This is a genomic window from Paraburkholderia sp. BL6669N2 (assembly GCF_003387275.1).
Taxonomy (GTDB): Bacteria; Pseudomonadota; Gammaproteobacteria; order Burkholderiales; family Burkholderiaceae; genus Paraburkholderia.
Genome location: NZ_QUNA01000002.1, coordinates 3,872,181 through 3,885,590, shown reverse-complemented (window position 1 = coordinate 3,885,590; position 13,410 = coordinate 3,872,181). Strand labels below are relative to the sequence as shown.

Genomic DNA, 13,410 nt, shown 5'->3' with positions numbered 1-13,410 from the left:
ATATCGTTCCTGCACGGCTCGGAACCAACGCCGTACCCTTCCACGTCGCTTAGCCTCGCAATCGCTACCTCAGCCGGCGCGTGAGGATTTTCTGAGCCTGGCTCGCCGGGATGTTTAGTGAACCGGGCCAACGGGATTGATCCCAAGGGCCGCACACGGTGATAGATGAACATCGCAATAGATCATCCATTCCTTAAGGAAAACTGAAGTAATAGCCTCATTTCACGGATCTTTCTTCTCATCGCATCAATCACTAATGAGTTATGGAATCGAAAGCGTCGCTTCATCCAGACGACTCAATTCCACTGCACATTCTTTCCCGGATTACCAAATATTCCGCAGCAACCTAAAGGACGGGAAATGAAGACGATCAGAATCTGGAAGCGAACGCAAATCGCCGTTGGCCTGGGCGCTGTCCTGCTTGCGGCGCTGCACCCGGCAGGCGCCACGGCGGCCGATGATCACGATCATCGTGATCACCATCGCGAATCAGTGAAGCATGTGCTGCTGATCAGCTTCGACGGTTTGCACGAGCAGGATGTTGCGCGCTGCGTCGGATCGAATGCATGCCCGAATCTTGCGTTGCTGGCGAAGTCGGGGACAACCTACACCAACGCGCACACGCCTGGCCTTTCGGATTCGTTCCCGGGGCTCGCTGCGCTCGTCACCGGTGGCTCACCCAAATCCGCGGGCCTGTTCTACGACGTATCGTATGACCGCACGCTCTACGCGCCGTCCGATAGCAATTGCACCGGCAAGCAAGGCTGGAATGTCGTATTCGACGAGACTACCGGCATCGACGGCGAGAACGGCGGCGCACTGACGCATCTCGACGGTGGCGGCGCGTTCAATCCGCAGGCCATCCCGCACGCTTTGCTCAATGGCGTCTGTACGCCCGTCTATCCGCATAACTATGTGAAGACCAACACGGTCTTCGAAGTGGTCAAACGCAACGTGAAAGGCGCTCGCACTGCCTGGGCGGACAAACATGCGTGGGGCTACGACTGGCTCAATGGACCTTCCGGCAAAGGCGTCGACGATCTTTCCCGCACGGAGATCAATTCGATCGATCCCGCCACCAACACGAACTACACCGACTTTTACACGCACACGGAACAGTTCGACAATTTCCATGTGCAGTCGCTGATCGATGAAATTGACGGCAAGGATTCGACTGGCCGATCCGGCGCCGATGTGCCCACCCTGTTTGGGACCAACTTCCAGACTTTGAGCGTCGCCCAGAAGGCAACGGTCGCGAATGGAGGCGGCTATCTGGATGCGAGTTTCACGCCGGGTCCGCAGGTAACCAACGCGATTGCCTATCTGGACAACGCCTTGGGTCGCATCGTGGCCGAATTGAAGCAACGCGACCTGTATTCGTCGACGGCGATCATCGTCACGGCGAAGCACGGGCAATCCCCGACCGACCATTCGAAGCTGGTGAAGAACGGCGACACACTCTCGAAACTGCTTGGAGCAAACAACTATCTGGATCCGAACGGCAACTTCGGGCAGAACAGCACGAAGAGCGGCAACCTCAATGACGGAACCGGGCTCGCCGGCACGGGATTCGTGCAGACCGACGACGTCGGCCTGATCTGGTTGCGCGATCAACGCCAACTGCCGGCTGTCGTGAAGACCTTGAAGGACAACCTGAGCTGCAACGCACCCGGCATTTGTGCGGACGGCCCGCAAGCGTACATTCTGTATGGCCCGCAACTGGCCGGCCGGTTCGGCGATCCGGCACGCGGACGCACGCCTGACATCGTCGTTCAGCCGAACCCCGGGGTCATCTATACGTCGAGCGCGACCAAGGACGAAGAGCACGGCGGCAACGCTCCCGACGACAACCATCTCGGTCTCGTGGTCTACGTGCCTCACGCCCGTCACGCGGGACAGGTGAACGACGAGCGCGTACTGACCACCCAGGTTGCGCCGACGATCCTGCAGTTGCTCGATCTTGAGCCTGAACTGCTGCACTCGGTCGCTATTGAGGGAACGCGCGCGCTGCCGGAGTTCGATCGCGAGCGGTTCTAGGCGAATGGCGGCACTCTGCCGCTAATGGGCCACGGCAAATAAGCGAAGCGGCGCGATTCTTTCGGACCTTCAACGCTTCCATGTCGTGTAGTCGGTGGCCTGTGGCCGGCCTGGAGAGTTCCAGGCCGGCCGCTCACTCGAACGCGGTCGTGCTAGAGTCGGGCATCTTTTTCGCTATCGCGTAGCCCTTATGCCGCCACGCCTTGAATCTGAACCCGCCGCTCCGGCAGATCATCAACAAGGCATGGAAAGCGCCGCCGCGACGCAGAGTCTTGACATGCGGATTCCAGCGATCGTGCCCGCGCGAACCGCTCTGGTGGTCATGCATTATCAGACGGACATCATGCGGTTATTTCCATCGGTGGCCCCTTCTCTGCTCGCCAACACGCGCAAGCTGTGCGACGCCGCGCGGGCCAGAAGTGTCAGCGTCTATTTCGCCAGGATCCACTTCAGTCCCGGCTATCCGGAAGTCAGTCCGCTGAATAGAAACGGGCAGGGAATCAAGCAACTGGGTCTCTTCGTCGACGACGAGATCGCGCCGGAACTCGGCCAGCTGGCCACTGAACCGCTCATCATCGCGCATCGTGCCAGCGTGTTCTTTGGTACCGACCTGCAGGCGCGTCTTTCGACGCAGGGGATCGATACGCTAATCATGGTTGGGATAGCGTCGACCGGCGTGGTGCTGTCGTCGGTTGCGTACGCGAGTGACGCGGACTTCCGCTTATTGACGGTCAAGGATTGCTGTTACGACCCGGATCAGGTCGTGCACGATCATCTGTTTTCAACGGCCTTCGATTCGCGCACGACGGTATTGTCGCTCGCTGATGCCTTGTTGTTGCTCGCCTAGCGTGTACCGACGTTTTTTTCGGCTTTCCATGCTAGTCATCCGCTCCGCTGTGCGCTATTCAGATCGATCTTTGGCGTTCAAGAAAACAGCGGTAATGACTGCATTGCCATTTGGTGCGGGCGCGGGCGCCGCGAAGCCGTGGGTCGGCCGCTACGTACGGAAGCTTGCTCGCCGGGGGAGCCGAGGCGCCTGTTGAGATCCGACAGTGCTTTGCAGACAGACGTGTGATCGGGCATGCCGGCCAATGCCAACTCGAGCCGGTTCAGCAGTTCCGGCAGACTCGATTCTCCAGTCATCTTTCCTGCGAACTTCCGCTTCCGCATAAGACCGCTCCTGATTCGACAGACACTGCGCGCACAGCATCGCATGCTACCAGGTCGACAGGGACGCGTCCAGGCGGGTTCCCGTCGACGTTCATGAGTGAGCGCATCCTTCGCGCTCGAGCCATGCGCGGAACAGCACGACCAGTTCATCCGCCGACTTCGCATCCGGAACATAAGTGCAATAGCTTCGCGACGGCAAGCGAGGACCGGCGAACGGCGCGACGAGCCGGCCGGCCGCGAGGTCGTCGGCGATCAGAGCGGTCGGTCCCATCGCGACGCCGATCCCGTCGATGGCCGCTTGCAATGTCAGAAAGAAGTGGTCGAAGGTCAGCGCGGCGGCTGGCCTGAGTGCTGGAACCTCCGCGCTCGCCAGCCAGTCCGGCCAAACCCGCGGAAGACTCGACGTATGCAGCAACGTATGCTGCCGCATATCGTCCGGCGTTCGGAGCGGCAGGCGCTGCAAGAGCGCCGGGCTACAAACAGGCACTCGCTCCTCGGACAGGAAAGGCCGCATCGAATAGCCATAGAAGGTGTCCGGGCCGCCCCGGACGATCACATCGTATGTCTCCTTCAGACTCTCCAACGACTCGTTCGATGTGTGCACACTGACGTCCACGTCGGGATGCGCGGCGCGGAAGGTCGTCAGTCTCGGCACCAGCCAGCGCAAGGTGAAGGTCGCGGGCGCATTCACGGACAGTGTCCGGGAGAGCGTTTCAGGGAATCCGTATCGGGCCGTGGCCTGCGAGAGCCCCTCGAACAAAGGACCGATTTCCGCCAGATAAGCCTTCGCTGCCGGCGTCAATGCGACGCGCCGGTTGTGCCGTTCGAACAACGATGCGCCGAGCCACTCTTCGAGCGCGCGTACGTGCTGGCTCACCGCACCGTGTGTCACGTGCAGTTCGGCGGCGGCTTCCTTGAAGCTGCCGAGACGGCCGGCGGCCTCGAAGGCGCGCAAGGCATTGAGCGGCGGCAGTGTTCGCTTCATTCGCAAGAGTTTATCTAACACGAACTCCCAATTTAACTGGTTTGTACCGGCCCTACAAGATAGATAAGCTTCTTATCGCGCCGCTGATTCTGGCTCTCCCACACTCTTTGCCTCTCCTGAACCCGCATGCTCAGCTACACCGGCGGTCTCGTCCTCATTGCCGCTTTGCTTCACGCGAGCTGGAACGCGATGCTGCACGGCAACCGCGACCGCTTCCTCTCCATGACGTGGATGAGTATCGCCATCGCCGCGGTCGCCACGCTCGTGATCGTGTTCACGCCTCGGCCCGCCGACGCGGCCTGGCCGTACGTCGCCGCATCGGGGCTCGTGCATATCGTCTACAACGTCTGCCTCGTGCGAGCCTATCGTCGCGGCGATCTGGCGCAGGCCTATCCGATCGCACGCGGCTCGTCGCCGCTGCTCGTCACACTCGGCGCGGCGCTCTTCGCGCATGAGGCGATCGGCCCCTTGCACGCGCTCGGGATCGCGATGATCTCGGGCGGCATCATCGCACTCGCGCTGCAGGGCGGGCGCGTGTCGCGCGCAGGTGCATTGGCCGCTCTGGCCACCGGTGCGTCGATCGCGCTCTATACCGTGATCGACGGCATCGGCGTGCGCTTATCCGGTGGCGAGGCGCTCGCTTATACCGCCTGGATGTTCCTGTTCTACTGGCTGATGCCGGTGCTGTTCGTCGCGATGCGCGGGCTCGACGCTCTGTGGACACCCGTGAGAGCGGAGCCCGTCGCCGTCGGGTTGTCGCTCGCTGGCGGCCTGGTGTCGATCGCCGCGTATGGCATCGTGATCTGGGCGATGCAGTCGGGCGCGATGGGTACGGTATCCGCGTTGCGAGAGACCAGCGTGGTGTTCGCGGTGCTGATCGGACGCGTGATTTTGCGGGAAGCGGTGAGCGCCAGGCGCTGGCTCGCGTGCCTGATCGTCGCGACCGGGGCGGTTTGTTTAGGGCTTTGATCAGACAGGATCGCGACCGTCCCAAATTGAAGCAGCCGCTCTTTTTCTTCGGAGTACAAGCAACTTCGCTGCCACGACGGCGGATTCGCCCTACAGTCCGCTAACTACAAAAGTCTTTTTTGTTCTACGCTATAGGTGCGGTTCGCGGCGCGTCTCGATGTCTGTCCCGTATCACGGCTATCCGGGGAAGCCACAGACTCCGCTGCACGCCGTAGACGCTATTCCGGCGCGGTACGGTGCAACCGGCCGGAAGTAATCTCGAGACAGTCCTATCGCCACTCAATACTCCGGCAGCCCGGCGGACCTCGCTCCGACCGTGGCACTCGAACCCTGCACCCGACCTATGGAGACTAATGATGTCGATTCGATTAGGAGAAGACGCTCCCGATTTCACCGCGGAAACCACCGAAGGGACGATCCATTTTCACGAATGGATCGGCGACCATTGGGCAGTCCTGTTTTCGCATCCGAAGGATTTCACACCCGTTTGCACCACGGAACTCGGATACCTTGCAGGCCTCAAGCCGGAATTCGATAAGCGCAACACGAAAATTATCGGGCTCAGCGTCGATCCGGTCAGCGACCATACGGAGTGGGTCAAAGACATCGCCGAGACGCAGGGCCACGCAGTCAATTACCCGCTGATCGGCGACTCGGACCTGAAAGTCGCGAAGCTTTACGACATGATCCATCCCGAGGCGAGCGGCGGCGGCCCGCGCACCGCGGTCGACAACGCGACCGTACGCTCGGTGTTTCTCATCGGCCCGGACAAGAAGGTCAAGGCCATGCTCGTCTATCCGATGAGCGCGGGCCGCAATTTCGACGAAGTATTGCGCCTGCTGGATGCGCTGCAACTCAACGCGAAACACACGGTGGCGACACCTGTGAACTGGAAGCCGGGTGAAGACGTCATCATTCCAACATCTGTTTCCAACGACGCCGCGAAGCAAAAATATCCGCAGGGTTTCAAAACCGTGAAGCCTTATCTGCGGTACGTCGAGCAACCGAAGTAACGCACGCGGATCGGAGCGACGCGCGCCGAACAGTGCAAAGGCCGGCGCGCGAGGTGAGTCCGGGTGCAGTCATGCGCCCGGACCTCTGAGCGGGGCAGCGCCCAACCGGCCTGCCTGTGGGGTAATCGGCGGCACCGCATGGGCCGCCATCTTAAGCGCTCGCAGGAGCGGGCCGCGGAGCGAAAACGTGTTGATCTTCCGGCAGCTATTCGATCAGCAATCGTCTACCTACACCTATCTTCTTGCCGATAGCACGACGCGAGAGGCGGTGCTGGTCGATCCGGTATTCGAACAGGTGCGCAGGGATGCCGCGCTGATCGAAGAACTCGGCCTGCATCTGCTTTATACGATCGACACCCACGTCCACGCCGATCACGTGAGCGGTGCGTGGATGCTGAATCGCCGCATAGGCAGCCGCATTGCGATTTCGGCGGCGAGCGGCGCCGAAGGCGCGGACCGCTATCTGAGCCACGGCGACAAAGTCGAGTTCGGCTCACGATACCTGACGGTACGCGCGACACCGGGCCATACCGATGGATGCATCACGCTCGTACTCGACAACGAAACCATGGCGTTCACCGGCGATTGCCTGTTGATCCGAGGCACGGGCCGCACGGATTTTCAGCGCGGCGACGCGCACACCCTGTTTCGCGCGGTGCATGCGCAGATTTTCACGCTGCCCGCCGCATGCCTGCTCTACCCGGCTCACGACTATCGCGGTTTGACGGTCACGAGCGTGGGCGAAGAGCGGCGCTTCAATCCACGCCTCGGCGGCGAACTATGTGAAGACGATTTCACCGGATACATGACGAACCTGCACCTGCCGCATCCGAAGCAAATCGACGTGGCGGTGCCCGCGAACCTGAAATGCGGCCTCGCGGCGAGCGTCCCCACGCAGATGAGCGAGCCCGATTGGGCGCCGCTGACCTACAGCTTTGCCGGCATTTGGGAAATTAGCGCTCAGTGGCTGGAGGAAAATCTGCCCGCGGTCGAAATCGTCGATGTGCGGGAACCTGAAGAGTTCGACGGACCGTTGGGACGCATTCCCGCAGCCAGGCTCATTTCGTTGGGCGAACTGGCCGGGCGGACCGCGGAACTGACGAAGGATCGCCCGATCGTGACGGTCTGCCGGGCCGGTGGACGCTCGGCACAAGCCACGGTCATGCTCCGCCAGGCCGGATTCGAACGGGTGGCCAACCTTCCCGGCGGCATGCTGCGCTGGCGCGCGGAAGGCCGCGTGGTGGAGAACGGCAGCGCATAGCGGTGTAGTCGGTGCAGGCCTTCAATGCCGGCGACGCGTCAAGTTATCGAACCAGGGGCGAACGCCGTTTCACCTCTTCCACGCCGCCCCCTCCGGAAAGTGATATTCGTCGAGCGACGCCGCATGCATCTCGATGCTGTAACCTGGACGCTGCGGCGGCATATAACGGCCATTGCGGATCACGACCGGGTCGACGAAATGCTCATGCAGATGATCCACGTATTCGAGCACCCGGTTTTCCAGCGAGGCCGACACGCAGATATAGTCAAACAGCGAAATATGCTGGACGTACTCGCACAATCCGACACCACCCGCATGCGGGCACACCGGCACGCCGAATTTCGCCGCCATCAGCAGAACGACAATGACCTCGTTCAAACCGCCCAGCCGGCAGCTATCGACCTGGCAGAAGTCGATGGCCTGCGCCTGCAGCAACTGCTTGAACATCACCCGGTTATGACAGTGCTCGCCGGTCGCGACGCCGATCGGTCGAAGCCGTTGACGGATGGCCGCGTGGCCGAGAATGTCGTCGGGACTCGTGGGCTCTTCGATCCACCACGGATCGAATTCCGCGAGGCGCCGCATGTTCGCGACCGCTTCGTCGACATCCCACACCTGGTTGGCGTCCATCATGAGCTTCCGGCCTTCGCCAATTTCTTCGCGCAGAATGCGCGCGCGCCGCATGTCCTCGTTGAGATTGCCGCCCACCTTCTGCTTGAAGTGCGTCCAGCCCTGCGCGACGCCTTCGCGCGCGAGCCGGCGGATCTTCTCGTCGTCGTAGCCGAGCCAGCCCGCCGATGTCGTATAGGCGGGATAGCCCTGCGCGAGCATTTCCTTTTCGCGTTCGCCCCGCGTCTTCGCATGGCGATGCAGCATCGCGATGGCTTCCTGCGGCGTGATCGCGTCGGTCACGTAGCGGAAATCGAGGCAACGCACGAGTTCTTCGGGGCTCATGTCGACGAGCAACTTCCACACGGGCTTGCCTTCCGCCTTGGCCCATAGATCCCAGGCCGCGTTGACGACAGCCGCCGTCGCCAGATGAATCGCGCCCTTGTCCGGGCCGATCCAGCGCAACTGGCTATCCGACGTCAGCGCGCGCCAGAAAGCGCCCATGTTCGCGACGATATCCTCGAGCCTTTTACCGACGATCAACGGAGCCAGTGCCTCCACCGCGGCGACGCAAATCTCGTTGCCGCGTCCGATCGTGAAGGTGAGGCCGTGGCCGGTGAGCGCATCGGGCGAATCGGTTTCGAGCGTGACATAGGCGGCCGAGTAGTCCGGCGCGGCGTTCATCGCATCGGAGCCGTCCAGCGAACGCGAGGTGGGAAACCGAATGTCACGGACGGACAGCCTGGTGATCGTGGGCATCTGAACACACTCCTCTGCGACAGCCATCGACTTCGGTCTAATAGCCAAGAGGGCCGTGGCATCGAAAAGACGCCGCGACCCTTCCCTCTCGCCGCATCAGGCGGCGGCGATCAATCGTAGAGCACGGGTGCGATCTTGGGATCGGTCATATTCGTCTTGTCGTACCAGTAGAAGCCCGTGTCGACTTTCTTCGGCAACTTCTCGCCCTTCAGCGCCTTCACCGCGGAGTCGACCACGCACTTGCCGATGCCGACCGGGTTCTGCGTGATGGCGCCGGCCATCAAGCCCGAATTGATGTCGTCCTTCTGCTCCTTGCCCGAGTCGTAGCCGATCAGCACCAGCTTCTTGCCCGATTCCTTGACGCCGATCGCGGCACCTTCCGCCGAGCCTTCATTCGCGCCGAAAATGCCCTTGAGATTCGGGTTGGCCTGGATCATCGTCTTGGCGATTTCCGCCGACTTCAAATGGTCGCCGCCGCCATATTGGACCGAGACGATCTTGATGTTCGGGTGCTTCGATTTCATTTCATTGAGGAAGCCGTCGCGGCGATCGATGCCGGTGCGGCTCGTCTGGTCGTGCACGATCACGCCGACTTCGCCGGCATTGCCGATCGCCTCGGCCATCTTGTCGGCGGCGAGGGCGGCCGCCGCGAGGTTATCCGTTGCACACGTTGTCAGCGGAATATCGCTGTCCACGCCGGAGTCGAAAGCGATCACGGGTATCTTGCCGGCCTGGGCGCGCTTTAACAGTGGAATGGCCGCCTTGCTATCGAGCGCGGCGATGCCGAGTGCCTGCGGCTTCTTGGCGAGCGCGGCCGAGAGCATGTCGATCTGTTTGTCGACCATGGCTTCGGTTTCCGGCCCCTCGAAGGTGATCCTGACGTTGTGCTCCTTCGCCGATTGTTCGGCGCCGGATTTGACGGCCTGCCAGAACTGATGCTGGAACCCTTTCGAAATAAGCGGGATGTAGGTGTCCGCGTATGTCACGCTCGTCCCGCCAATGAGAGCGCCAACGCCGACCACGACACCGATTAGTTTTCTTTTCAACATGGTGTTTCTCCTCCTAAGATGGGCTATCAACTTCAGCCGTTGGGGAGCTTATGGCGCTCCATTCCTTATCCTGTCCCGTGCCGCGTCAGCTTTTCTTGCGCCGCAAAATATCGCCATAGACGGCGAGAATGATGATGAGACCGGTCACCACGATCTGCCATTCCTGCGCGACCGACATGATGCGCAGACCGTTGGTCAGCACACTCATGATGAACGCGCCGATGATCGTGCCGAGAATCGTGCCCGCGCCGCCGCTCAGCGAAGTCCCGCCGATCACCACGGCCGCGATCGCTTCGAGTTCGTAACCCTGGCCTAGCGCCGGCTGCGCCGAATTCAGGCGCGAGGCGATCAATAGCCCGGCAATGCCGCAAATCGCTCCGCTCAGGCCGTAAATGGCGATCTTCCAACGGTCGACATTCACGCCGGACAAACGCACGGCTTCTTCATTGCTGCCGAGCGCAAAGGTATAGCGGCCAAGCGCCGTGCGATTGAGCGTGATCGAACTCAGCACCGCGAGGAAAAATAGAATCAGGACCGCGTTCGGCACGGGCAGGCTCGGCAACAGGTCACCGATCAGCGAATCCTGCGAGATCATGTAGAAGTTTTCGGTGTCGGTGAAATAGATCGGCTTGTCGGCCGAGACAACCAGCGACAGCCCTTTCAGCAGCATCATCATGCCGAGCGTGGCGATGAACGGCGGTATTTTCATTTTCGCCGTGAGCGTGCCCGAAACGGTCCCGCAGATCGCCCCGGTGCCGATCGCGGCCAGCACGCCGGTCCACATCGGCAGATGCCAGTAGGTCAGGAACACGCCGCAAATGACCGCGGTGAAGGTCATCAGCGTACCTACGGACAAGTCGATGCCTCCGGTAATGATGACGAACGTGCAGGCAATCGCCAGCACGCCGTTTACCGCCGTTGCCTGCAGAATCCCGAGCATGTTGTCCATCTGCATGAACGCGGGAGACGCGAAGCTGAAAAACACCAACAGCAGGATCAGGCTCCCGAAGGCGAGCAGCTTTTGCAAAGCGGTCGGCGTGAAAACGCGGGCTCTCAGGCCCGAAAACGTCTTTTTATTACCCAGCGCCGATGCATCCGATGGCAATGTCATGAAAGACCTCTCGAGGCTCACGCCGCGTTTAGGGATTCGCGCTGCGTCGCCAGTTGCATGATGCGCTCCTGGGTCGCCCCAGCCGCTGAAAGTTCACCGGTAATGCGGCCCTCGCACATCACGACGATGCGGTCGCTCATGCGCAGGATCTCCGGCAGTTCCGACGAAATCATTATGATTGCCTTGCCCTGGTCGGCGAGCGCGCGCAGCAGCTTGTAGATTTCGCTTTTGGCGCCGACGTCGATGCCACGCGTCGGCTCGTCGAAGAAGAGCACGTCGCAGTCGCGCTCGAGCCATTTGGCAATGACGATTTTCTGCTGATTGCCGCCCGACAGCAGCCGCACTTCCTGCGTCGCGGAAGGCGTGCGAATGCCGAGCAGATTGATGAAATGGGCAGCGGTCTTGCGTATCTGTGCGCGGCGCAGGAAAAAATTCAGCGACAGGAATTTGCGCAAGTTGGACATCACGATATTCGATTCGACACTCATGCCGGTAGCAAGGCCGAAACGCTTGCGGTCTTCCGAGAGATAGCCGATGCCGCGCGCCACCGCATCGCTCGGATTCCTGATCGATGCCTTCACGCCTTTCACGACGATCTCGCCCGACTCGATCGGATCGGCGCCGAACACCGCGCGCGCGACTTCGGTGCGGCCGGCGCCCATCAAGCCCGCGAAACCCAGTATCTCGCCCTTGCGCAGCGCGAAACTCACGTCTCTCACCAGCGGGCCGGCATTCAGGTTGGTGACTTCGAGTGCGACCTCGCCTTCGTTAGGGATGTGCTGGGAAGGCGCGGCGTCGGTCAAGGTTCGCCCGACCATCATGCCGATGATCGCTTGCACGGTAGTGTCTTTCGCCGCGACCGTGGCCACATATTCCCCGTCGCGCAACACGGTGACGCGGTCGGCAATCTGCTTCAGCTCATCCATCTTGTGCGAGATATAGATGATTCCGACGCCCCGGTTCTTCAGCTCGCGAATGATGCGGAACAGCTCGGCGATTTCGGCGTCGTTCAGCGCCGAAGTCGGCTCGTCCATGATCAGCACGCGCGAATCGAACGACAAGGCCTTGGCGATCTCGACCATCTGCTGCCGCGCGACAGTGAGCGTGCTGACCACCGCGCGCGGGTCGAGAGTCACGTGCATGCGGGCGAGTATGTCGTGAGCTTGTGCGTTGAGCTTGTCTTCGTCGAGGAACAGGCCGAGGCGTCCACGCGGCTCACGGCCGATGAACATGTTCTGCGCGACGCTCAGATGGTTCATCAGCTGGAGCTCCTGATGAATGATGCCGACGCCCACGGCCTGCGCCTCGCGCGGGCTCTGGAAATCGACCGGCTGTCCGTCATAGAGAATTTCGCCGGTATCGCGTGTGTACACGCCGGCGAGGATTTTCATCAACGTCGACTTGCCGGCGCCGTTCTCACCCATTAGCGCGTGGACTTCGCCGGCCATGAGTTCGAACTGGACTTCGTGAAGCGCCCTCACGCCAGGAAAGCGCTTGCTGAGCCGTTTGACGGAAATGAGCGGAGTCATGGTGCGGATCGAACGACAAATCCGCGAGCGCCGCCAGCCTCATTGCGAGGAGCGGATTGAAACAGCATGGAACGCCGCCGGGCCGGGCGCCGCCGGGTATCGGACTGCAAAGACGGGCGGTGCAAGGCGCGGTTGAAATCGCAACGAGAAGCCAGACGCATTGCTGGGCCCTCAAATCGATGTGCGACGATTTTACGACGCTGGACGCCGCAGGCTCAAGCTTAGGCATTCCCTAATATCATGAAGCCAATGTGCTGCACGCCCGCTTCCCACTATTTGATTTGCCGCTCATTTCCGGCCGATTCGACGGCCTTTGCTATCAGAACAGTTGGGCGCCGAGTTCGCGCAGGCTGTTCCATTTCACGGTGCTGACAAACGTGCGGCCCGTGGTGTCGAGCGATTCGATCATCGCCCTTTGGCCGCGCGCTTCCGCCACGACGCGTACGATGCGCGCCTGATAGCGCAGCAGCGCGCCAATCGGCGGGCACAGCGCTTCCCGGCGAATCCGCGAGCGTTTCTTTTCCATACCCAATCTATCCAGATGTCCAGCGAGTTGCAGGGCCGCCGACTAGCCACGGCGTCTCTGCGCGTGATGCTACCAGGTCGGCCGGCAATGGTCCAGGCCGTCTGGCGACGCACGGCCTGGCTCGCGGTATCGCGCCCGCCAGGCGCGAAGCATACGTTAGCCGGAAGCCGCGCTAATTCACCACTAATTCAAGCCCGATACGATCATCGCCATGGTAACGAAGGGGACGACCCATGGCCGACTTCCTTGAATGGCTCATAGATATCTCGGTGGCGAGCGCGAATGCCGCGGCCACCGGTTCGATCTTTCTGCTGCTGGTCGGCGTGGCCGGCGAGACACACCGGCATGTCGTCAAACATCGTGATGCCGGCCGGATCTTACCGCTGTAACTC

At 61.3% G+C, this 13,410-nt stretch carries 12 protein-coding genes; 6 read left to right on the top strand and 6 right to left on the bottom strand.

Annotation, left to right across the window (positions count from 1 at the left end; all coding sequences use genetic code 11):
* Positions 1–360: 360 nt before the first annotated feature.
* Entirely contained in the window at positions 361–2,037 is a 1,677-nt protein-coding gene (locus B0G80_RS39995; RefSeq protein ID WP_116123085.1) for an alkaline phosphatase family protein, read from the top strand.
* A gap of 244 nt (positions 2,038–2,281) precedes the next feature.
* Positions 2,282–2,884 carry an isochorismatase family cysteine hydrolase gene (locus B0G80_RS39990; protein ID WP_116123918.1) on the top strand — a complete coding sequence of 201 codons (603 nt, stop codon included), beginning with the start codon at positions 2,282–2,284 and terminating at the stop codon, positions 2,882–2,884.
* 414 nt (positions 2,885–3,298) lie between these two features.
* Here the strand turns inward: B0G80_RS39990 and gcvA are convergent, their stop codons facing one another.
* Entirely contained in the window at positions 3,299–4,192 is an 894-nt protein-coding gene (gcvA, locus tag B0G80_RS39985) for a transcriptional regulator GcvA (protein ID WP_116123084.1), read from the bottom strand.
* Between the two features lie 126 nt (positions 4,193–4,318).
* On the opposite strand from gcvA, the gene B0G80_RS39980 reads away from it, so the two are divergent.
* The 3 genes from B0G80_RS39980 to B0G80_RS39970 all read left to right on the top strand — a co-directional run bounded on the left by B0G80_RS39980 (position 4,319) and on the right by B0G80_RS39970 (position 7,435).
* Positions 4,319–5,161 (top strand): DMT family transporter, encoded by an 843-nt coding sequence (locus tag B0G80_RS39980; protein ID WP_116123083.1) that lies wholly within the window; start codon positions 4,319–4,321, stop codon positions 5,159–5,161.
* A gap of 356 nt (positions 5,162–5,517) precedes the next feature.
* Positions 5,518–6,174 (top strand): peroxiredoxin, encoded by a 657-nt coding sequence (locus B0G80_RS39975; protein WP_116123082.1) that lies wholly within the window; start codon positions 5,518–5,520, stop codon positions 6,172–6,174.
* Between the two features lie 190 nt (positions 6,175–6,364).
* Complete coding sequence (locus B0G80_RS39970; RefSeq protein ID WP_116123917.1) at positions 6,365–7,435, top strand: rhodanese-like domain-containing protein; 1,071 nt, start codon at positions 6,365–6,367, stop codon at positions 7,433–7,435.
* A gap of 69 nt (positions 7,436–7,504) precedes the next feature.
* On the opposite strand, the gene B0G80_RS39965 is transcribed toward B0G80_RS39970, so the two are convergent.
* The 5 genes from B0G80_RS39965 to B0G80_RS39945 all read right to left on the bottom strand — a co-directional run bounded on the left by B0G80_RS39965 (position 7,505) and on the right by B0G80_RS39945 (position 13,018).
* A complete protein-coding gene (locus B0G80_RS39965; RefSeq protein WP_116123081.1) occupies positions 7,505–8,803 on the bottom strand; it encodes an L-fuconate dehydratase in 1,299 nt (432 codons plus the stop codon).
* Positions 8,804–8,913: 110 nt separating this feature from the next.
* Positions 8,914–9,852: an ABC transporter substrate-binding protein gene (locus B0G80_RS39960; RefSeq protein ID WP_116123080.1), complete on the bottom strand. Its 939-nt coding sequence runs from the start codon at positions 9,850–9,852 to the stop codon at positions 8,914–8,916.
* 85 nt (positions 9,853–9,937) lie between these two features.
* Positions 9,938–10,963 (bottom strand): ABC transporter permease, encoded by a 1,026-nt coding sequence (locus tag B0G80_RS39955; protein WP_106278503.1) that lies wholly within the window; start codon positions 10,961–10,963, stop codon positions 9,938–9,940.
* A 17-nt stretch (positions 10,964–10,980) separates the two neighbouring features.
* Positions 10,981–12,492 (bottom strand): sugar ABC transporter ATP-binding protein, encoded by a 1,512-nt coding sequence (locus B0G80_RS39950; protein ID WP_116123079.1) that lies wholly within the window; start codon positions 12,490–12,492, stop codon positions 10,981–10,983.
* A 319-nt stretch (positions 12,493–12,811) separates the two neighbouring features.
* A complete protein-coding gene (locus tag B0G80_RS39945) occupies positions 12,812–13,018 on the bottom strand; it encodes a hypothetical protein (RefSeq protein ID WP_106278507.1) in 207 nt (68 codons plus the stop codon).
* 233 nt (positions 13,019–13,251) lie between these two features.
* On the opposite strand from B0G80_RS39945, the gene B0G80_RS46260 reads away from it, so the two are divergent.
* On the top strand, positions 13,252–13,407 hold the full coding sequence (locus B0G80_RS46260; RefSeq protein ID WP_181920165.1) for a hypothetical protein: 156 nt from the start codon (positions 13,252–13,254) through the stop codon (positions 13,405–13,407).
* Positions 13,408–13,410 lie beyond the last annotated feature (3 nt).